16 protein-coding genes are annotated in these 20739 nt (G+C 36.2%); 7 read left to right on the forward strand and 9 right to left on the reverse strand.

The window, feature by feature from the left end; translation table 11 throughout:
• Positions 1–157 precede the first annotated feature (157 nt).
• The 3 genes from ABN763_RS15985 to ABN763_RS15995 are packed head-to-tail and all read right to left on the reverse strand — an operon-like array spanning position 158 to position 4227.
• A complete protein-coding gene (locus tag ABN763_RS15985) occupies positions 158–964 on the reverse strand; it encodes a DNA/RNA non-specific endonuclease (RefSeq protein ID WP_410486502.1) in 807 nt (268 codons plus the stop codon).
• Position 965: 1 nt separating this feature from the next.
• Positions 966–2072 (reverse strand): ABC transporter permease, encoded by a 1107-nt coding sequence (locus ABN763_RS15990; protein ID WP_410486503.1) that lies wholly within the window; start codon positions 2070–2072, stop codon positions 966–968.
• A 1-nt stretch (position 2073) separates the two neighbouring features.
• Positions 2074–4227, reverse strand: a complete 2154-nt coding sequence (locus ABN763_RS15995; RefSeq protein ID WP_410486504.1) for a carboxy terminal-processing peptidase — start codon at positions 4225–4227, stop codon at positions 2074–2076.
• A 155-nt stretch (positions 4228–4382) separates the two neighbouring features.
• On the opposite strand from ABN763_RS15995, the gene surE reads away from it, so the two are divergent.
• The 4 genes from surE to ABN763_RS16015 are packed head-to-tail and all read left to right on the forward strand — an operon-like array spanning position 4383 to position 7077.
• Complete coding sequence (gene surE / locus ABN763_RS16000) at positions 4383–5165, forward strand: 5'/3'-nucleotidase SurE (RefSeq protein WP_410486505.1); 783 nt, start codon at positions 4383–4385, stop codon at positions 5163–5165.
• The gene (locus ABN763_RS16005; RefSeq protein ID WP_410486506.1) at positions 5152–5448 is read left to right on the forward strand and encodes a hypothetical protein; all 297 of its coding nucleotides are present in this window, start codon (positions 5152–5154) and stop codon (positions 5446–5448) included. The genes surE and ABN763_RS16005 overlap by 14 nt, the downstream gene beginning before the upstream one ends.
• Position 5449: 1 nt before the next feature.
• Positions 5450–6571, forward strand: coding sequence for a lipid-A-disaccharide synthase (lpxB, locus tag ABN763_RS16010; RefSeq protein ID WP_410486507.1), 1122 nt, complete (start codon positions 5450–5452; stop codon positions 6569–6571).
• A complete protein-coding gene (locus ABN763_RS16015) occupies positions 6568–7077 on the forward strand; it encodes a C40 family peptidase (protein ID WP_410486508.1) in 510 nt (169 codons plus the stop codon). Before lpxB ends, ABN763_RS16015 begins: the two co-directional genes overlap by 4 nt.
• Before the next feature lie 18 nt (positions 7078–7095).
• Here the strand turns inward: ABN763_RS16015 and ABN763_RS16020 are convergent, their stop codons facing one another.
• The gene (locus ABN763_RS16020) at positions 7096–7587 is read right to left on the reverse strand and encodes a DUF2306 domain-containing protein (protein ID WP_410486509.1); all 492 of its coding nucleotides are present in this window, start codon (positions 7585–7587) and stop codon (positions 7096–7098) included.
• Positions 7588–7788: 201 nt separating this feature from the next.
• On the opposite strand from ABN763_RS16020, the gene ABN763_RS16025 reads away from it, so the two are divergent.
• Positions 7789–9804: a ComEC/Rec2 family competence protein gene (locus ABN763_RS16025; protein ID WP_410486510.1), complete on the forward strand. Its 2016-nt coding sequence runs from the start codon at positions 7789–7791 to the stop codon at positions 9802–9804.
• A 3-nt stretch (positions 9805–9807) separates the two neighbouring features.
• Here the strand turns inward: ABN763_RS16025 and ABN763_RS16030 are convergent, their stop codons facing one another.
• The 3 genes from ABN763_RS16030 to ABN763_RS16040 all read right to left on the reverse strand — a co-directional run bounded on the left by ABN763_RS16030 (position 9808) and on the right by ABN763_RS16040 (position 14249).
• Positions 9808–10356: a thioredoxin family protein gene (locus ABN763_RS16030; RefSeq protein WP_410486511.1), complete on the reverse strand. Its 549-nt coding sequence runs from the start codon at positions 10354–10356 to the stop codon at positions 9808–9810.
• 120 nt (positions 10357–10476) lie between these two features.
• On the reverse strand, positions 10477–12009 hold the full coding sequence (locus ABN763_RS16035) for a peptide MFS transporter (protein WP_410486512.1): 1533 nt from the start codon (positions 12007–12009) through the stop codon (positions 10477–10479).
• Positions 12010–12035: 26 nt separating this feature from the next.
• Positions 12036–14249, reverse strand: a complete 2214-nt coding sequence (locus ABN763_RS16040; protein WP_410486513.1) for a S9 family peptidase — start codon at positions 14247–14249, stop codon at positions 12036–12038.
• A gap of 416 nt (positions 14250–14665) precedes the next feature.
• On the opposite strand from ABN763_RS16040, the gene ABN763_RS16045 reads away from it, so the two are divergent.
• Positions 14666–15982 carry a hydroxymethylglutaryl-CoA reductase, degradative gene (locus tag ABN763_RS16045; protein ID WP_410486514.1) on the forward strand — a complete coding sequence of 439 codons (1317 nt, stop codon included), beginning with the start codon at positions 14666–14668 and terminating at the stop codon, positions 15980–15982.
• Positions 15982–16890: a GYDIA family GHMP kinase gene (locus ABN763_RS16050; protein ID WP_410486515.1), complete on the forward strand. Its 909-nt coding sequence runs from the start codon at positions 15982–15984 to the stop codon at positions 16888–16890. The genes ABN763_RS16045 and ABN763_RS16050 overlap by 1 nt, the downstream gene beginning before the upstream one ends.
• Here the strand turns inward: ABN763_RS16050 and ABN763_RS16055 are convergent.
• Positions 16887–18347 (reverse strand): serine hydrolase, encoded by a 1461-nt coding sequence (locus tag ABN763_RS16055; protein ID WP_410486516.1) that lies wholly within the window; start codon positions 18345–18347, stop codon positions 16887–16889. The genes ABN763_RS16050 and ABN763_RS16055 overlap by 4 nt on opposite strands.
• Before the next feature lie 136 nt (positions 18348–18483).
• Positions 18484–20634, reverse strand: coding sequence for a peptidylprolyl isomerase (locus ABN763_RS16060; RefSeq protein WP_410486517.1), 2151 nt, complete (start codon positions 20632–20634; stop codon positions 18484–18486).
• Between the last annotated feature and the right edge of the window lie 105 nt (positions 20635–20739).

A 20739-nucleotide genomic window follows, 5' to 3' on the forward strand; every position in this document is an offset into this window, starting at 1 on the left:
TTCAGATTTGTACCTTCTAACTGTAAGAATATATACTACTTGAACCTAGTGGAAGTTAAAGAGCCCCCTCTTTATGATAAAGAGGGGTATTATATCTCATAAGCTTGTGCAATAATCGATTTTCACTCTACTATAGGAGCCACCAGACCAAAGAAGGTTAGAATTTCCATTGCGAATCTTGGCTTCTTGCTTCCAACCGGTTCTCTATCTTATCTTCCAGTTTTGGGAAAAAGTCAATTCCTGTTTGTTGTTCAATTTGATCAATGGGGACTACAAATTCTCTTAGCGATCGATTAGTGTCCTGATGCGGAATAATAAAACCGATCATTCTAGGGTTACCTTTACCTGCATCGTATACCACTTTATAAAATGAATTAGGAACAGACACCTTTTCGTCTCCTATAGTATTCATGTTCCCATTTAACACGCCCCCTGTGACCACGAACACCCCATCATACCGTTTTGCCCAGTACCTAACTTTTTGCTCAAGCGCATTCCAAATGCCAGAATTAAAACCATGTTCTTGAGGACTGATATTAGATGTTAAGAAAGTTTCATTAAATGCTTCATAGGTATACCGCCTATCACCAGCCGGACATAAGTGTCCACGATCATATCCTGATTTTTTATAATTGCGCCAGTGCGCAGCGCCGCTACTAACCGCAGGATCTATTTCGAAATAAGGGCGCTTAAATTCATTTTGTAAGAGATGAGACTTTTTAAGTTCATACGCTACCCATTCGGCTTGTTCATGTTGTTCGCTATATGATAATGAATACCCTTGATGATGCACAATTTGACCTGTCGTTGAAGTCGGCAAATAGTTTGTGTTTGTGTTCTCTTTTATTGCCCCGCCTTTATTTACAATAGTCTTTTTTTCTTCATCTTTTTGGTAGGCTTCAAAAAAATAAACCACAATTGCAATTGCCAAGGCAAATATTGTATAGACCGTTTTTCTATTCATATTAGGTTTTTACATCTAACGCATCTCGCAACGCATTTCCTACCAACATAAATGCCATTACTAAACTCATGATTGCTAGCCCAGGAATAACCGCTAAATAAGGTTTTCCTAAAATAATATAATTATAGTGATCTTTTATCATCCCACCCCAGCTGGGTGTCGGTGGTTGCGCACCAATTCCTAAAAAACTCAACCCACTTTCTATTAAAATTGCACCGGCAAAATTAGCAGCTGCAATAACAATAACTGGTGCTATCACGTTTGGCAAAATATGCTTGGTGATAATCCTAAAGTTAGTATACCCTAAGGCCCTAGCAGCAGTTACATATTGCAATTGTTTAGCACTTATTATTTGACCCCGCACTACCCTAGCCACTTCAACCCACATAGTAAGACCTACAGCAATAAATACTTGCCAAAAACCCTTACCTATAGCCAAGGTAATCGCTATAACCAACAATAAAGTGGGAATAGACCAAGCAACATTGATAATAAACATAATAGCCGTATCTACCTTTCCTCCAAAATATCCGGCCAACGAGCCCAATGTAATACCAATTACCAATGAAATAAAAACAGCTATAAATCCTATAAAAAATGAAATTCGCGCACCAATAAACATCCTACTCAATAAGTCTCGTCCGTACTTATCAGTACCAAGTAAAAACCTTTTTTGATTAATAAAAGTGGTTTCTATTTCTTGTTGGGTCGTTTTATCAAATTTAGCAAACGGGATCGCTTTTTTAATTCCTTTCAGTCCGTCAGCTGCATATTCCGTAATATTTAGGGTATCATTGGAAAATGAAAAAGATGAGATCGGAATTTCAGTGAAGGAGATGGGTTTACCGAACAAAAGATCTGAAAAAAATGAGGATGAACTTGCCTTGGTTTCTGGTATTCTTAACATGTTAACTTCAAAACCTGGTTTTTTAGAATGAATACTCAAATGCATCTGGTTAGCATTAGCCGTATTATCAGGAGCTATTAAATAAGCAAAAATAGCAATGAGCCCTACTAACACGATATACCAAAAACTCAAAACGCCCCAAAAGTTTTTTTTAAACTTTTGGAGCGCTAAAGATGTTAACGACTGCGATTTTTGCGCCATATTAGCCTTTATTCAAATCAGCCAGTTTTCTGTTTTTTCGATTCAGATAATCAATTTTCAGATCTTCTAATACATTAATCGCTTCTTCAATATATGCATCACGACCTAAATTCTCATGCCAACGCTTTCTTTTATCTTTAAGCACGCTGTCCTTCTTCATTGCCGCTATTTCGTAAGGCAATGAAGCGAAACGAAGATTGTTATTATATTTAGACAAGGATTCAAAGCGTTTTGCATACTCCTTATCTTTATTCAACTCATTTTTATACTGTCTATAGTTGAGTGGAAAGCTGGTGTCCTTTCGTTGTTCGCTAATCCATTTTGCTTGTTCGTCAATCAGCTTAAAGTGTTCGCTTTTTGCCATTCGTTCTATACTATTACCCACCACACTCTCAAGATCGATATAATCGTTCCATGGTCTGTAAGAAGCAGGATCAATTTTATCCCAAGGCAATGGGTTATCTTGATCTTTTTCGCCAATATCGATATACGTGTAACGATCTGGAACTACCACATCACTTTTTACTCCCTCAAGCTGAGTAGAACCGCCGTTAATTCTATAGAATTTTTGAGTAGTCACCTTCATAGCACCTACATCACCGTAGCTGTTACCGCGAACAAGCGGATTCAAATCTACCACATTCTGCACTGTACCCTTACCATAGGTTTGTTTGCTTCCTATAATTACCGCACGTTTATAGTCTTGCATCGCGGCTGCCAGTATTTCTGAAGCCGAAGCTGATAATTCATTTACCAAAATAACCAATGGACCATCCCATTGAATACGGGAATCTTCATCTTTTAAAACTTCTTTTCGTTCTCCAGTAGATTTTACTTGTACTACTGGACCTTTCTTAATAAAAAGCCCGGCCATATCGACGACGGTTTTTAGTGACCCTCCTCCGTTTCCGCGAAGGTCTAATACAAGTCCGTCCATACCCTGATTTTTCAAGCGTTCTATTTCTTTAGCAACATCAGTTGCTGCATTACGCTCTCCATAATCTTTAAAATCAATATAAAACTTCGGCAAGTTAATCAAGCCATACTTTCTATTTCCTTTTTCAACCAAACTAGTTTTGGCGTACGCTTCCTCTAGCTCAACCACATCCCTAGTAATAGCAACTTGTTTAATACTGCCATCAAGCTTCTTTTTAATGGTAAGCTCTACCTCTGTCCCTTTAGGACCTTTTATTAGTTTAACTGCATCATCTAAGCGCATTCCCACCACATCCACAGCTTCTTCTCCTGTTTGTTTCACTTTTAAAATAACATCACCTGCTTCTACTTCATTTCCTTTCCAGGCCGGCCCTCCTGAAATGACCTCTACGATGTTAATATTGCTATTTCTTTTTTGTAATCGCGCACCGATACCTTCTAGTTTACCTGAGATACTAATATCAAATCGGTCTTTATCCTCTAAGGTGAAATAAAAAGTATGCGGATCGAATTCTAATACGATAGCATTCAAATAAATTGCAAACCAATCTTTTCGCTCTAGATCATCAAGGTTATCAAAATTATCAGCAATGCTTTTCTCAACAGATTCACGCGCAGCTTTTTCCAACTCTTTATTTGATCTCAGCTCAAAGGAACTATCGTTTTCTTTTTTGGCTTTATCAGTACTTAATTCCGAGTCAAATACATTTAAAGCCGAAAATTTTAATTGTTTTCTCCAACGATCTAGTAACTCTCTCTTGTTTTTAGCATACGCTAACTTTTCTGTATCAGAATTATAGGTTTCATCTTTTGAAAAATCAAACGACTTATTTAGCACTTTTGGATACAATTCTTGTGCTTCTTTTATACGTTGTTCTAAACGTTCATGCGTAAGATTAAAGAACGTGATTTCAGATTTTTTTAGCTGATCATCCAACTCATACTTAAACTTTTCAAACTCTTCAATATCTGATTTTCTGAAATAGCGTTTGTACGGATCAAGGCCCTGAATGTAATTCATATACACATTTTCAGAGAACTCGTCATTGACATCTCCTGGACTAAAATGCAATTGATCAATCACATATGTAATAAGTTCAATAAGAAGTTTATCTTTATCAGAATTCTCGAAGCTTTTAGAGTTTCCGAACAACGTACAACCACAAAAGAGTGTAGCTGCAATAACCATAGTGGTTAGCACCTTATAATTCCTTTTCATAAATCCGACGATATATTTCACCTTTATTTTCGACTAATTTAACGAAAAAACCATGCCAAATGGTATATAGAGATACTAATTTTTTGTTAAGCAGTTATTTGCAAAAAACCACATTTCTAAATTATGTAATTTAGCCTCTTACCAATTGACCTTTAATGAAGAAAAAACCACTCATATTAGTCACCAACGATGATGGTATAACTGCCCCTGGAATACGAACCTTAATAAGTGTAATGAGTGAAATAGGCGATGTCGTTGTAGTTGCTCCTGATAGCCCTCAATCTGCTATGGGCCATGCCATAACTATTAATTCCACCCTACATGTCGAAGAAATCAAAGTCGAGGATGATAATCGATCAGAATTTGCTTGTTCAGGTACTCCGGCAGATTGTGTTAAACTAGCAGTAAACGAATTATTAAAGCGAAAACCCGACTTATGTGTATCAGGAATTAACCACGGTTCCAATTCATCAATCAATGTTATTTATTCGGGAACCATGAGCGCAGCCTTGGAAGCTGGAATTGAAGGAGTTCCGGCAATAGGATTTTCATTATTAGATTATAAATGGGGTGCAAACTTTGAACCTACCAAAAGTTATGTCAAGAAAATTGCTTTAAATGTTTTAGAAAATGGGCTGCCCAACGGAGTGGTGTTAAATGTGAACTTTCCCAGATTGAACAAAAAAGAAATAAAAGGTATCAAAGTATGTAGACAAGCAAAAGCCTATTGGAAAGAAGAGTTTGATAAACGAACCAACCCAATGGGAAAAGATTACTATTGGTTAACCGGAAAATTTGTAAATGAAGATCACGGCGAAGACACCGATGAATGGGCACTTGCAAATAATTATATTTCAATTGTACCTGTTCAATTTGATTTGACTGCACATCATGCAATACAACAACTAAACACCTGGACACTCAATGAGGAATCGTAAAAAAGAGATAGGTATTGGTATTATTGTCGGAATCATAGCCACATTAATTGGCATGTTTTTTTACTCATTATATTCGGCAAGCACCTCTAACCTCACTCAAGAAACGGCTGTAAAGGTATTTCTTGAGCAAGGGAAATTAGGGTACTTAATCTCTATAGGAGCCATTTTAAACTTATTGGCATTTTTTGTTTTTTTAAGAAGAAAACAAGACTTGCGCGCTCGTGGTGTACTCATTGCGACTATGTTTACTGCGATCATCGTTTTAATCTTGCAATTTATATAAGGTGAAATACTACTTAATTGCCGGCGAAGCTTCAGGTGACCTTCATGGGGCTAACTTGATGAAAGCCCTTAAAAAAAAGGATGACACCGCAGAATTTCGGTTTTGGGGTGGTGATTTAATGGAAGCTGAAGGTGGTAGCCAAGTTATTCATTATAAAGAGCGTTCTTTTATGGGCTTTTGGGAGGTTATCACTAATGTCAGAAAAGCACTAAAAAACATTCGTTACTGTAAAGAAGATATTGAAAACTTTAATCCCGATGCACTTATCTTTATAGACTATTCCGGTTTTAACCTGCGCATTGCGAAATGGGCAAAACCAAAAGGGTTTATAACCCATTATTACATTACTCCCCAAGTTTGGGCATCGCGAGAAGGTCGGGTTCAGGATATAAAAAGAGATATCGACCACTTATATGTTATTTTACCATTTGTAAAAGACTTTTATCAGGAAAAACATCAAATCGAGGTCGATTTCGTCGGACATCCACTATTAGATGCAATTTCTAATCGCTACAGCTTTGATGCGACAATGTTCAAAAAGCAGCACCAACTTGATGAACGACCTGTTATAGCGCTATTACCAGGAAGCAGAAAGCAAGAAATAAAAAAAATGCTTTCGATTATGCTGTCGATGATCCCAAAGTATCAGAATTACCAATTTATTATTGGAGGGGCGCCAAGTCAAGAAGAGGCTTTTTACAGGAACATAATCAAAAATGCTGATGTAAGATTAATTCAGAATAGAACATACGATCTTTTAAGTATTGCCCATGCAGCTTTGGTTACGTCTGGCACCGCTACTTTGGAAACTGCTTTATTTAAGGTACCCCAAGTAGTTTGTTATAAGGGAAGTTGGCTCTCATATCAAATTGCGAAACGTATTATTACACTTAAATACATTTCGTTAGTGAATTTGATCGTCGATAAACCATTGGTTACCGAATTAATACAAGCTGATCTTAATACCAAGCGTTTAGAAAAAGAACTTGGCAACATTCTTGAAGGAGCTACAAGAGAAACCATACTAAATGAATACGATTTATTAATCAAAAAACTTGGTAGCGGCGGTGCAAGTGAAAGGGCTGCTAGTTTAATTATTAAAAACAGCAAGAAGGCGGTATGAAGCAATTTTTAGTTATTATCTTACTCTGTATAGTAAGCACCTCCTGTAGTACCAGAAGGGCAATTGGCGATGCTGGCAGACAGGCAAAAACCAATAAACCTGCTAAAAAAGAGACGATAACGACTAAGCCAAATCCCGTCGTTACTACCGCTCTTGGTTATCGCGGAACACCTTATAAATATGCCGGCACCACACCAAATGGTATGGACTGTTCAGGCCTAGTTTATATATCGTTCAAAGCCAATGAAATTGAATTACCACGTACGTCATTTCTAATGGCAGAACAGGGCGTTCGCATAAAAGATCGGGATATACGACCAGGTGACCTTGTTTTTTTTAGAACGAAGAAGAACTTTAGGCGTATAAACCACGTAGGACTGGTTGTTGAAATGGTCAATGACGATATACGGTTTATTCATGCAACCACCTCAAGAGGTGTACTTGTTTCCTCGCTTGACGAGCCCTATTGGAAAAATGCCTATGCGGAAGCAAGACGTTTACATTAGCACCAGAATATCTTATGTTCAATTTCCGAATTGAGTTGTCCAATAAACCTTCCTTTTTCTAAAGAAATAACCTGCTGTTCCACTCACAATTCCCGCTGAAACGCCTATTAGCATATAAAAAATGCCATAACCACTTTTTATTCCAAGAAGATCAGGCAAGCGGGTTAATATTTCGGCTACAAATGCGCAATACAAACCAATTACTGACCAATACATCCACGAAAGGTGAGCCACTAAACGATTCTTATAACCTTTTATATACATAGGTAACATTCCTAACAAAAGGGTTATTGAACTAACAATTGCAAAAAAATGAAGGACTCCAAAGCTAGGATGCACTCTATAAATCATGAAGGATGTAGCACAAACTACTAACATTGCCGTACCATAGATTCTTCCCACCTGACGGTGTAATTTAGTACCTTTTTCTTGCCATAAAATCATACTTCCTGTTATTAAAGCAAGAACCGCTGCCAATGTATGAATCCATCCTATAGTATCATGTATCATAGACATCTTTTTTACAAAAATGAAACGATTAATGACCAACAAAAATTAAATATAACTGAATTGTCGATTTTAACTGACCAACTGTAAAAGGTATCAAAATGAAATTACTCATCTTGAAATACCTCGATGTCTATTTATATATAACCTTCGTCCATATATAATTTATTACTATATTAATCTCAACTATTTACTACCTAAAGCATGCGTCTTTTCGATTTTACAATCGTAAAACTCACATTATGTCTAATTTTAGGCATTATCATATCGAGGTATATTGAACTGAGTATAACATGGTTGTTGGTAACCGGAGGCGTTCTTCTTTCCCTGATATTTGTGAGCTTTATTAGCACAAAAAATCAGTTATTTCAACACCCTTGGTTTGCTATTAGTAGTTATACATTTTTCGTTTTTATAGGAGTTTCAAGCTCTTTTATAAGCAACCCCATAAACAAAGAAAGTCATTACACGCATTTCGAATTTAAAGATACTATAACGACCAGTCTACAAATTGAAAAAGTTTTAAAGTCCACTTCTTCCAATCATAGATATGAAGCACAAATACATCAAATAAACAATCAAAAAGTAACAGGAAAAGTGCTATTAATCGTTACAAAAGATTCAACCTTCAGTCCCTTTCAAATTGATGATCAGCTGCTTGTTAAATCTTATTTACAACCTATTTCTAAACCTAAAAACCCACACCAATTTGATTATGCTGCCTATTTAGAAAACCAATATATCTATCATCAGCTGTATATTAAAAGTGGATATTATATACCGCTAAATAACAAAAATAGCTTATCTGGTATAGCAGCTAAAACCCGAAATCATATCATCAACAGACTAAAGCAGCACGGTTTTAAAAATGATGTATTAGCTGTGATTTCCACCTTATTATTGGGAGAGCGATTATTACTTCCTGATGAAATAAGGCAAGATTATATTAACGCTGGTGCTATCCATATTCTAGCTATTTCAGGACTGCATGTGGGAATTATTTACTTTTTGTTACAATTACTTTTCGGTGGATTTAATAAACAACATTACCGTATTCCCAGGACTTTAATGATCATTGCTTGTCTATGGTGCTTTGCATTTATAGCAGGAATGAGTGCATCAGTCGTTCGCGCAGTAACAATGTTTACAGCTGTCGCTATTGCTGTTAACCTTAAAAGAACAAGTAATACATCGAACATTCTATTTATTTCTATGTTCTTTTTATTACTATTTAAGCCAAGTTTTCTGTTTGAAGTGGGCTTCCAGCTGAGTTATGCGGCTGTCTTTGCAATTATATGGATGCAACCTTTAATTAGTAAACTATGGAACCCAAAACAATGGTTTGTCAAAAGATTCTGGGATTTAACCACGGTCACCATTAGTGCGCAATTAGGTGTTTTGCCTTTGAGTTTGTTTTATTTTCATCAATTTCCGAGCCTATTCTTCTTATCAAACCTGTTGATTATTCCAGTACTCGGCTTCATTATCGGATGCGGAGTACTCATCTGCCTGCTAGCTGTTTTAGATATTTTACCCGAATTTCTTTCTACATTTTATTCTACCATCATTAGCACATTAAATAATTATGTTGGCTGGATAGCCGATAAAGAAGCATTTATTTTTAAAGATGTATCCTTTGGCTGGCTACAATTGATTGGTTGCTATCTGGTAATCATCTTAGTATACCACTTTACAATAAGACCAAATAGCAGAACATTGATTTCGGCTTTATTGGGTATCATCCTATTACAAAGTAGTTCATTAGTAGAAAGAAAAGTTACGGCAGATGCAAATGAATTTATCGTCTTCGATAATTACAACAATCATTTAATTGGTATAAAAAATGGTAAAACGCTAGTAGTTCATTCAAAAGTAGATTCGCTTATCACCCCTCTAAAAAGCTATAAAATTGGTGAGCGAATCGAAAAGATTCAGTTTCGCAAGACTAGACATTTATATGAGATTAATGATCAAAAAATTTTAGTCTTAACTAAAGAAACTAAGCAGTTGCCTGAAGGTCTCAATCCGAATATTATCGTTCTAGATAATTCGCCAAAGCATAATATCGATCAAATAATTGTAACTCTTCAACCCAGTATTGTTATCGCTACTGCAAATAACTATCCTAGTTTTATAAACCGCTGGAAGGAAAGTGCCCGTAAAAAACAGGTTTATTTTCATTCAACCAACGAACAAGGAGCTTTTAGGCTGAAGTTTTAAAAACTATTTTGTTTTGAAAGTGGGTTTGAAATTACGTTGATACTCATCCCAAGCTGCTTTATCATTACCCATTTTTAAATAATCGTCATTGACAAAAAGCTTGAGATACAACTCCATACCATTGGGTTTTATAAAACCACGAATTGGTGCGATAAGTCCACCCTTTTCATCAAAAAACACCACCGTTGGGTAAGCATTTACACGTAGATATTGAGTAAGTTGGTGGGGATAATTTCTTGTGTTTTTCTTCGCAGGATCGTACTTTGGATTGGTGAAGGTTTTATCCATGTAATTGACCGTACTATTTCCTTCGCCATTAAATTTTACCGCGTAATAATTTTCGTTTATATAGGCGGCGACATCTTTATTTTGAAATGTTTGCTTGTCTAGCATTTTACAAGGACCACACCAATTGGTATACACATCCATAATGATCTTCTTCGGATTGTCTTTTTGCGCCGATAGGGCCTCATCTAGGGTGATCCATTTAACCTGCGCAAAACTGGTAAATGCACTCATTAAGCATACAATTAATAATAGCGGCTTTTTCATATTGTCTAAATTTGGGTTATTTCACTAACGCTTTTACAGTCGCAACTAGTATCCCGTAAATTACAAAAAAGCCCCAATATTGGAGCTTTTTTGATTTATTTTAACGGGTATTCATCTCTTTTAGTGAACCTTACCCATTAATCTCTTAATAAGTGGGGACGCTATTAGCACAATGGCTGCCGCACCAATAGAATACTTGGCGATAAGATCAAAACCACCTATATATGTGTCTAAAGTTTCGAGACCTCTTACGTTATCATTATCACTTTCTATGGCCAACTTCTCTCCGATAAAGCCAACTATTTGAAATGCAAAGGCAGAAGACAGAAACCAAACTCCCATCATAAATGCTACAATGCGTTTGGGAGATAAATCTGTAATTTTTGATAATCCGACCGGCGACATAAACAACTCCCCAACCGATAACAAGAAATACATAATTAAAAGATATGAGAATGGAACCATACCGTTTTCATCAGCGCTACCACCACTTAGTGCCAACACATAGAAACTAATTCCTGCAAAAAGCAAACCTAAACCAAACTTATAAGGAGTTCTAGGATTCTTATTTTTCTTAGTAAGATATATCCAAAACATCGAAATAGGAATTGAAAGAATAATGATAAACATAGAGTTTAGAGCATTAGTTTGCGATGCGTTGATAAATGATAAGTTAACATTTCGATCAGCAAACAAGGTTATAACACTTCCTGAAAGTTCATGAAAACCCCAAAAAACAGTCATAAAAAGCGTAATTAACACAGCTACAACTAATTTTTTGCGTTCATCGAGTGTTGCTTTAGCCATTATATAACCCAAGTAAACAAGCACTGCAATACCAATAACTTTAAATAAGATGTTTACTATATTTTGTCCTTCAAAAAAAGAACCTTCAGTTCCGATTGATTTATAAGAATACAATAAATAAGCGATTAGCGGTGCAGACAAAACAGCTAATATTGGAACCAAATACTTTTGGCTAACTCCCGCCACAGCTTTTTCGTAAACTTCCTTGCTAGGAGGTAATCCTCTTTCGCCAAAAACATTCCTCTTAATTCCATTCCAAAAGAAAATAAGTCCTATTAGCATTCCTATACCAGCCAAGCCAAAACCATAATGCCAGCCATACGACTTACCAAGCCAACCGCATAGAAGGGGTGCTACAAAACCCCCAATATTGATACCCATATAAAAAATGGTAAATCCAGAATCTTTTCTTCGATCTCCATCTTTATATAGTGTTCCAACAAAAGTGGAAATATTCGGTTTAAAAAAACCATTCCCAACCACAATAAAAGCAAGTGCTAGAAAAAATGCAATATCATTTTCTATTGCCAATACAAAATGTCCAACTGCCATTAAAATCCCACCAAGAAATATAGAAGCACGCATTCCTAATATTTTATCAGAAATACGCCCCCCGACTACCGTAGAAGCATATACCAAAGAACCGTAAGAAGCGTAAACTGCAGCCGCAGCTGCATCTTTATCAACTAATGCCTTAAAAATTTCATTAACCATATAAAGGGTCAACAACGCTCTCATTCCGTAGAACGAGAATCGCTCCCATAATTCCGCAAAAAACAGGTAGAACAACCCCTGTGGGTGTCCGAAGAGTTGTTTTTCTTCTACGGCATTCGCATTTGTATCCATATAATCTTATTTAGTTAGGTTGTTGTTTATCCTTTGATTTTATCCAACTTCACTTCCTTTTCAACAGGCAGCGTTCGCTTGATAAAGTTGGTCATTTTAGTATATAACTGAAGTCGTGTTGCGCCACCGTAAATACCGTGATTTTTATCAGGATACAGTGCCCAATCAAACTGCTTATTAGCTTGCACCAATGCCTCTACCATACGCATGGTGTTTTGTACATGAACATTGTCATCACCTGTACCGTGAATGAGTAAATAATCACCTTTCAATTTATCAACATGGTTAATTGGCGAATTTTCATCATAACCACTAGGGTTTTCCTGTGGAGTTTGCATATAGCGCTCTGTATATATCGTATCATAAAAACGCCAGCTTGTAACCGGAGCCACGGCTATTGCCATTTTAAATACATCGTTGCCTTTTAAAATGGCATTACTACTCATAAATCCTCCATAACTCCATCCCCAAATACCTATTCTATCAGCATCAATATATGAGCGTTTTCCTAGTTCGATAGCGGCATCTATTTGATCTTCCACCTCGTATTTTCCCAATTCCTTATAAGTCACCTTTTTAAACTCGGCACCTTTAAAACCGGTTCCCCTTCCATCAACACATGCTACGATGTAACCCTGTTGCGCCAACATATAATACCAGTAATCATTACTTGAATTCCATCGGTTTGCCACCTGCTGAGATCCAGGACCACTGTATTGGAACATAAATAACGGATATTCCTTGTTAGCATCGAAATCTTTCGGTTTAATGATCCAGGCATTTAATTCATGCCCTTTTTGCGTTGTTAGTGTGAAAAATTCTTTGACTGGAAGGTCGTAAGAAGCTACCTTTTGCTTTAAGTTGCTGTTTGTTACTATTGGTTTAACGAGTTTTCCATTTTTAGCTTCGTTAAGGGTATAGGTCGGTGGTGTGGTCACATCAGAATATGTATTGATAAAATAATCAAAACTTGTACTAAACGATGCGCTGTTTTGCCCCGCTTTTGTTGCCAAAGCCTTTTTCCCTTTTCCGTTAATTCCGATAGTGTAAACACCCCGATTGGTAGAGCCTGTTTCCGTAGATTGGTAATAAATACGTCCGTTCTTTTTATTAAAGCCGTAGTATCTAGTAACTTCCCATTCTCCTTTGGTAACTTGCTTTAACAGCTTACCGGTTTTATCGTAATGATAAATATGATTAAAACCATCATTTTCGCTTGTCCAAATAAAGCTATTATTAGGCAAGAACGTTAAATTATCGGTTACATCAACATAGGCTTTATCTGTTTCAGTGAGTACTACCCTACTTTCAGCGGTATTAGCATCAATAAATAGTAAATCCAATTTATTTTGATGGCGATTTAGCAGCTGCGCGCTTAGTGTGTTAACATCTTCGGTGAATTTTATTCTAGCAATATAGAAATCATTATATGTCGATAAATCTACTTTCTTCAATGAACTTGAATTCACATTGAAAATATGTAAGGAAACATCAGCATTTTTTTCACCCGCTTTCGGGTATTTAAACACCTGCTGATCTGGATATAAAGCCTGTCCATACATATCCATTGAAAACTCGGGTACCGTACTTTCATCAAAGCGAATGAATGCTATTTTATCTCCGTTTTTATTCCAATCAAAAGCGCGAACAAAAGCAAATTCTTCCTCATAAACCCAATCAGTTACACCATTAATTATTTTATTCTTTTTACCATCAGTAGTAATTTGTACGATCTCGTCGTTTTCTAAATTCTTGTAGTACAAGTTGTTTTCAAAAACGAAACCTACTTTTTTTCCATCAGGTGAAAAAGTAGGCTCTTGAATTTTTTCGTTAAATATAAGCTTCGTCGTTCCTTTTTTAGTGTCATGTACAAAGTACATTCCTAAACGTGATCTTCTATATACCTGTTCAACTTCTGTAGCTAAAATGAGCTTCGTCTCGTCATCACTAAATGTATAATTAGTAAAAGAACTAATCTCATTAATGGTTGCACTACTTAACAAATTAGCTACTTTTTGCTGGGTTTTATAATCGTATTTATCTATGGTGCTTACCCCTGTAGTTCGATCAAAATTAAGTACCGTATATTCTTTACCATTATTCATTGAATGCAGGGATTGCATTCTTTCCGTTCTAAAGGCGCCTCCCCAAATTTCTTCTAGTGTAAGTTGTTTGTTTTGGGCTGCAATTGTATAAGTGAAGAAGGAAACTATTAAGACTCCCCAAATCCGTATTTTCATAGGCTGTTTTTAAAGTGTGCCAATTTTACTAATAATCTGGCACTTTTTTATGCATTTCTTGTTAAAGCTGGCAATATATTGAATTATCTTAAACGACCCAATATATACCAATGCTTCTTTGTCCCTTATAGGTTATGATCAAAATCAAAAAAAATATGGTTTAGTTTCCCGGTGTTATGCCGAAAAACAATAGAATAACAAGAAAAGTGAAGATGGTAATACCGCAACCAATAATCACTCCACATACAAAGTAGGGATTTCGTAATATGTCTTTCGTGATATCGGTCATTTGTTGTATATATCAGATTAAATACACTATTAAAACAACCAAAAGTCATTAAACCCTACTTATTGACAAGGAAGAACACCATATATATTATAGAACACCTTATCTTTGAAATTTAGATCTTAAATGAATGAAGCAACCCATTAACGGTTTTTCTAAACTACCTAAAGAAGAAAAAATAAACTGGCTCGCTACCCACTATTTTACCAATAAAGAAGAAGGTATAACGATTTTAAAATCGTATTGGAACAGTGATAAAAAGCTGCAACAGCTACATGATGAGTTTATTGAGAACACTATCACCAACTTCTACTTACCGCAGGGCATTGCACCTAACTTTTTGATTAATGGATCATTACTAAGCATCCCAATGGCAATCGAGGAAAGCTCAGTGGTTGCCGCTGCCAGTAATGCAGCTAAATTTTGGTTAACCCGTGGCGGATTTCATGCAGAAGTACGATCTACCATAAAAATAGGACAAGTACATTTTATTTTTAATGGTAGTAAGAGCGTATTAAGTTCCTTTTTCAATGAAAAGAAAGCGATTTTTTTAAAAGAAAGTGAACCGATCACCCGAAATATGCAAAAACGCGGTGGTGGTATTCTAGATATTGAATTAATAGATAAAACCGATCAAATGTCTGGCTACTATCAATTGCATTGTAGTTTTGAGACATTAGATGCAATGGGAGCCAATTTTATCAACTCGTGCCTAGAACAGTTTGCGAAAACTTTAAAAAAAGAAGCTTTGTCCTATCCGCTTTTTAATGATAAAGAGAAGAATATTGAAGTAATCATGAGCATTCTTTCCAACTATGTTCCTGAATGTTTAGTAAAAGTTTGGGTAGAATGTCCTGTCGAAAAACTATTTAATGATTCAGAAAAATCTCTAGACTTTGCCAGACGATTTGTAACCGCTGTAAATATTGCTAAAATAGAACCTTATCGAGCTGTCACTCATAATAAGGGGATTATGAATGGTATCGATGCTGTTGTCATCGCCACAGGTAACGATTTTAGAGCGATTGAAGCAGGGGTGCATGCATATGCCTCGAAAAATGGTCGCTATAAAAGTTTGAGTCATGCCGAAATTACCAATGGTATTTTTAAATTTTCGATGGAGCTTCCACTCGCTTTAGGAACTGTTGGCGGATTAACAAAGCTACACCCGTTGGTACAACTAAATTTAGATATGTTAGGCAATCCCGGAGCCAAACAACTAATGAAAATTGTTGCAGTAGCCGGTCTAGCTCAAAATTTTGCCGCATTGCGATCACTTACCACATCTGGTATACAAGAAGGACATATGAAAATGCATTTGGGTAACATCCTAAATCAATTAGAAGCCACTAGTGAAGAACGAAAGCAAGTTGAAACGCATTTTAGTTCAAATACGATTACCCATAGTGCAGTGACTGATTTTATAAATCAACTTAGGAATAACTAATGCAGCGATTTAGAAGTCACGGAAAATTATTATTAACTGCGGAGTATTTGGTTTTAGACGGCGCCAAGGCACTAGCAATTCCTACTTCATACGGTCAAGAATTAACTGTTTTTGAAAGTGACATTGACGGCTTTAAATGGGAAAGCCTAGATCTTTACGACACTTGCTGGTTTCATTGTACATTCGATCGGGAATTACAAATCAGGACCACTAACGATCAGGAGATTGCCAAACGACTTCAACAAATTTTTTTAAGTATAAAAACACTAGCGTATGATGCATTCAAAAAAAATGGATTGCATTTCATATCCAAACTAGATTTCAAAAGAAACTGGGGGCTAGGATCATCATCAACATTATTAAATAATTTGGCACAATGGGCAAAAGTTAACCCATATACCCTGTTAAACAAAACATTTACCGGTAGTGGATATGATATAGCGTGTGCGCAGGCAGAAGGCCCTGTTTTCTATCAGATTCAAAATGGGACGCCGACTATTGAAAAAGCGGCATTCAATCCCCTTTTCAAAGATGATTTATATTTTGTCCATCTTAATAAAAAACAGGATAGCCGCGAAGGGATTAAACGCTACAGAGCATCCCAAAAAACGGACCTCCCACTTAAAAAAATCAATGCTATCGGAATGCAATTTTGCGAAGCCAATACCCTCAATAGCTTTCAACATTTACTTGAAGAACATGAACAACTTATCAGTAGCATTATCTCACTACCACCTGTCAAAACCCAACTTTTTCCTGATTATAAGGGTGCTATAAAAAGTTTAGGTGCTTGGGGCGGTGACTTTATTCTCGTCGCTGGAGATTCTGACACTATGCAATATTTCGAACAGAAAGGCTATGATACCGTGGTTCAATATAAAGACATGATTCTTCGTGAAGAACATTAGTTTTCCTTAGAAAGTTCTTCAATCTTTCTGATCAACCTTGTATTATTATCATTCACATTCAACGTATTTTTTGCTATGGCTTTTTTGTAGTTTATAATTGCCTTTTCCATGTCACCAGTAAGTTCATAAGCTTCACCTAAACTATCATAGGTGTTCCATGACTCCGGAAACTTACCCTTATTAAAATCGAATATTTTTAAGGCTTGATCAAACCGTTGAATATTAAGTAACATATACCCTACACTATTTACCTGTGCTTCAAGGTTTACATTCTGGTTCTTTTGGTTTTCTGAAAGTTCTGCATACTGTTGTTTAAATTCCTTAAACGACTTTTCGGTCGCAGTTTGCAATAACGACTCGAAAATGTAACTGTTAATATCCATCAACTCACCATCTACCAAACCGGCAATATGATTCATGACACTTTCAATATTAAAATAATGCTCTAACCCATTTGATAGAAAAATAATGCTCAGCTTCTTATTTGGGAAATGCCTATACGCGGTAACCAATGAACCTGAAAAACCAAAAGAAACTTCCTTATTAACTTGATGTTTATCCCAGCCATAAGCAAATTGCTTGTTTGAATCTTCATATTCAAAATTGCTCCACATTGTCTTCTTCGAGTGCTCATTTATTAATTGATTGGTCGTTAAGTTGTGATCCCATTTAATAAACTGATCAAGCGTAAGGTTTAAGCCATTGGCCGCTACTATATAATTGCCTCCAAATGAATGATCAATGAGCATAGTCCCCGTTCTAAACGGAAAATATGGTGTTACCCGATTTGATATAATTTGACGTGAGTCACTTGAAAGAAAAACATTGGTTCTGTTTCTATCCGGTTGAAATTGATTTTTAATAATATAGCTTTCCAAATCTGTATTTGTAATCTTTTCGATAATACGTTTTAGCAACCAAAAACCTGTTTGATTATACTCATATCGAGTACCTACATCAAATCGCAAGGGCTGCGAAAAAACCTTTTCTCTAGCTTGTTGCTCATTAAGACTCTCAAACTCGATAAAAGGAGCCATATCGGGTAAGCCTGAGGAATGTGTCAATAAATGTTTTATTTGAATGGTTTGCCAAGAAAGCGGTACATCTGAAAGATATTTCGACAAAGGATCGTTAAGACTAATTTTTTCCTGCTCTATGAGTTTAAAAATTGCAACAGAAACTGATAATTTGGTTAACGAGTACACTCGGAAAATAGATCGGTCATTTAGTGGCACATTATGTTCGATATTCGCCTTACCAATATTTTTACGGTACACAACTTGATCGTTTTGGATAATTGCTATTGAAATCCCCGGAATACCATACCGTTTCTGAACTAGGTTGATGTACTTATCTACTTCAGTGGTAAAATCCTTGTCTACTTCATTGTTGGTTTGAAGATGATTGGATCTTGGAATTAAGAAAAAGAACAATACAATACATAACAGCTTATTCATGTTGATTAGTTTGATTGATTTGTAGAAGTACTACTACTTTTAGTAAACGTTACATTGAGCCATTAAGAAGTTTTTTTAAAACAAAAAAGGGTTTCATAAAATGAAACCCTTTTTATATACTTTTCAGTGCTTTAATTTAATAGAACACCGCTCTGTTATCTTCGATTTCAGCTGCGTCTTTAAGCGCATTAAACACTTGTAGATTCACCACATTACGCTGCTGTGTAGTAAGTCTATTAGCATTTGCGGAGTAGTTATCTAACTTAGGGGCTTCCGTAAGTTTGGTTACTTTAACCATATACATTCCTTTTTCTCCCTCGATTAGTGCACTGCTTTCTCCTTCACCTAAACCAAATGCATAACCCACAACTTTTGGTTCAGACCCTGCACCTGAAATTGTTGGGCTTTGCATACTAACCGCATTGGCTGTACGAACCGATGTACTTGCCGCTTTCGCCAACTCGCTTAAATCGGTCTCTGCATACTTTCCTTTAATAATCTCAGCTTTCTTTTGTTTCCTTAAAATAGGTAATACTCTAGCTGATGCATCTTCTACAGAAGACAGGCCCTCTGAAGTCGACCCCGTTACCTGTGCGACTGCATACCCACTGGCAAGATCAAAACGGCGAATATCTCCTACTTTTGTGTCTTCTTCAAATAGCCACTGCACCATGCCTCTTTGATTACCAACACCGGGTATATTCTCATCAAACTCACCAATCTTATTTACCGGTCTAGCCGTATAATTATTTTCTTTGGCTACTTCTAAGAAACTAGCACCATCTTTTTTAGCCGCTAACTCAAATTTAGTTGTAGTATTGAACACACTGCTGATTGTTTCTTCAGAAGGCTCAACCGCCAGCCCTAAGTTTGCTATTTTGTATGCTTCTTTGAACGCTTTTTGATCATCAATACGGATGATATGAATACCAAATTTTGTCTCAACTACCTTAATATCTCCTTTTTCGTTGAAGAAAATAAAATCGCTAAAATCACGGTCAAAGGTATTGTCATTAATCGTACTATATGTTGTCCAACCAATATCACCACCTTTTCCTTTAGAACCATCAGCATTAATACTATCAGCTACTTCCGTAAACTTCGCTCTATCTCTTCTTACTAATGGAAAAATACTATCTATTTTCTTTCTAGCCAGCTCTTTTGTTAAAGCATCAGCCGGAGCCCGTTGTGCGCCAATATAAGGCACTATAATATGGCTTGACTGCACAGAATCAGCTAGTTGCTGCTTTGCAACCATTTTGGTAGCGATTACGCTATTTTCATAAACATAAGGTCCGTAGATATCACCAACAGCCAATTTCGAAACATCATCGGCAACTTCGGTGATCATTTGAGTCTTAAATAAAAACTTATCATTAAACTTGATATCAGAATTCTCCCCTAAAAAAGCTTCATGATCTGTGGTATTTCTAAATCCAATAATAGAATCAGCAGAAATTGAAATATCCTTGTAGTTTTCAATCAAACCACTAACTTTTTCTTTTACTGCATCTTCATCTGCTTTAGATGGATTCTCTTCGAAAAGGACATACTGCACATCTCTAGACTCATCAACCTTAAATGTGGTTTCATGACTATCAATATATGCCTGAATTTCTGAACGTGTTACTGTAACTGAGCTGTCTGCAATACTGGTAAACGGAATTTGCACATACTGCATATCAAGCTTGTCATTTTCCATACGATAAGCGAATTCACCTTCAGAAAGTGTAGCACCAACACCCGCTTTTATCATATTAAAATACAATTGCTCACGCGCTATATCAGCGGTACTTTGCTCAAAATTTATCCAAGCTTGGTATTGTTGTGCCGCTAAGGGATCGTCTTTAGCAGTGGCTTGAATTCTTGAAATATATTCCTTTAGCTTTAGCTCTTCAAACACGCCATCTTCATTCATCCATTGTGGATTAGAAGTGATTTGTGGATTGGAAATAATAGCACTCCAAATTTGATCTTTTTCAATACTAATACCAAGATCTTCGTACTGCTGTTCTAATAAGGTTTTTCTAACTTCACGGTCCCAAACGGAATTTACCACTTGAGTAGTACTTGTATTCTGTCTTCCTCTTCGCAGATTTTCAACTTGTGCTCTAAAATCGTCTAAGTTGATAGTCTCCCCGTTTACAGACCCTATAGCACTTAAATTGTTGTTTGCACCTGCACCACCTTGATCGATAATACCGGTAAATACAAAAGCTAGAAGCGCAAGTCCGATAATTAGAATTAGAAAGATACCCTTACTTCTAATTTTCCCTAAAATCGCCATTATATCAAATATTTATAAAATTCAGTGGGCGAAAATACGATTTAATGCCGAAAGTTAAAAGGTAAATCGCAGTAATTATAAGGGATGAATCGCCATTTTTTATAG

It is taken from the genome of Spongiivirga sp. MCCC 1A20706, from assembly GCF_046524175.1.
Classification (GTDB): Bacteria; Bacteroidota; Bacteroidia; order Flavobacteriales; family Flavobacteriaceae; genus Spongiivirga.

What these genes read in the sequence shown, in the direction of transcription:
- ABN763_RS16060 (WP_410486517.1), bottom strand. Translation starts at nt 20,634, where the DNA reads ATGGCGATTTTAGGGAAAATTAGAAGTAAGGGTATCTTTCTAATTCTA.
- ABN763_RS16005 (WP_410486506.1), top strand. Translation starts at nt 5,152, where the DNA reads ATGAGGAATCGTAAAAAAGAGATAGGTATTGGTATTATTGTCGGAATC.
- surE (WP_410486505.1), top strand. Translation starts at nt 4,383, where the DNA reads ATGAAGAAAAAACCACTCATATTAGTCACCAACGATGATGGTATAACT.
- ABN763_RS16030 (WP_410486511.1), bottom strand. Translation starts at nt 10,356, where the DNA reads ATGAAAAAGCCGCTATTATTAATTGTATGCTTAATGAGTGCATTTACC.
- ABN763_RS16055 (WP_410486516.1), bottom strand. Translation starts at nt 18,347, where the DNA reads ATGAATAAGCTGTTATGTATTGTATTGTTCTTTTTCTTAATTCCAAGA.
- ABN763_RS16020 (WP_410486509.1), bottom strand. Translation starts at nt 7,587, where the DNA reads ATGATACATGATACTATAGGATGGATTCATACATTGGCAGCGGTTCTT.
- ABN763_RS16015 (WP_410486508.1), top strand. Translation starts at nt 6,568, where the DNA reads ATGAAGCAATTTTTAGTTATTATCTTACTCTGTATAGTAAGCACCTCC.
- ABN763_RS15990 (WP_410486503.1), bottom strand. Translation starts at nt 2,072, where the DNA reads ATGGCGCAAAAATCGCAGTCGTTAACATCTTTAGCGCTCCAAAAGTTT.
- ABN763_RS16050 (WP_410486515.1), top strand. Translation starts at nt 15,982, where the DNA reads ATGCAGCGATTTAGAAGTCACGGAAAATTATTATTAACTGCGGAGTAT.
- ABN763_RS16045 (WP_410486514.1), top strand. Translation starts at nt 14,666, where the DNA reads ATGAAGCAACCCATTAACGGTTTTTCTAAACTACCTAAAGAAGAAAAA.
- ABN763_RS16025 (WP_410486510.1), top strand. Translation starts at nt 7,789, where the DNA reads ATGCGTCTTTTCGATTTTACAATCGTAAAACTCACATTATGTCTAATT.
- ABN763_RS15985 (WP_410486502.1), bottom strand. Translation starts at nt 964, where the DNA reads ATGAATAGAAAAACGGTCTATACAATATTTGCCTTGGCAATTGCAATT.
- ABN763_RS15995 (WP_410486504.1), bottom strand. Translation starts at nt 4,227, where the DNA reads ATGAAAAGGAATTATAAGGTGCTAACCACTATGGTTATTGCAGCTACA.
- ABN763_RS16035 (WP_410486512.1), bottom strand. Translation starts at nt 12,009, where the DNA reads ATGGATACAAATGCGAATGCCGTAGAAGAAAAACAACTCTTCGGACAC.
- ABN763_RS16040 (WP_410486513.1), bottom strand. Translation starts at nt 14,249, where the DNA reads ATGAAAATACGGATTTGGGGAGTCTTAATAGTTTCCTTCTTCACTTAT.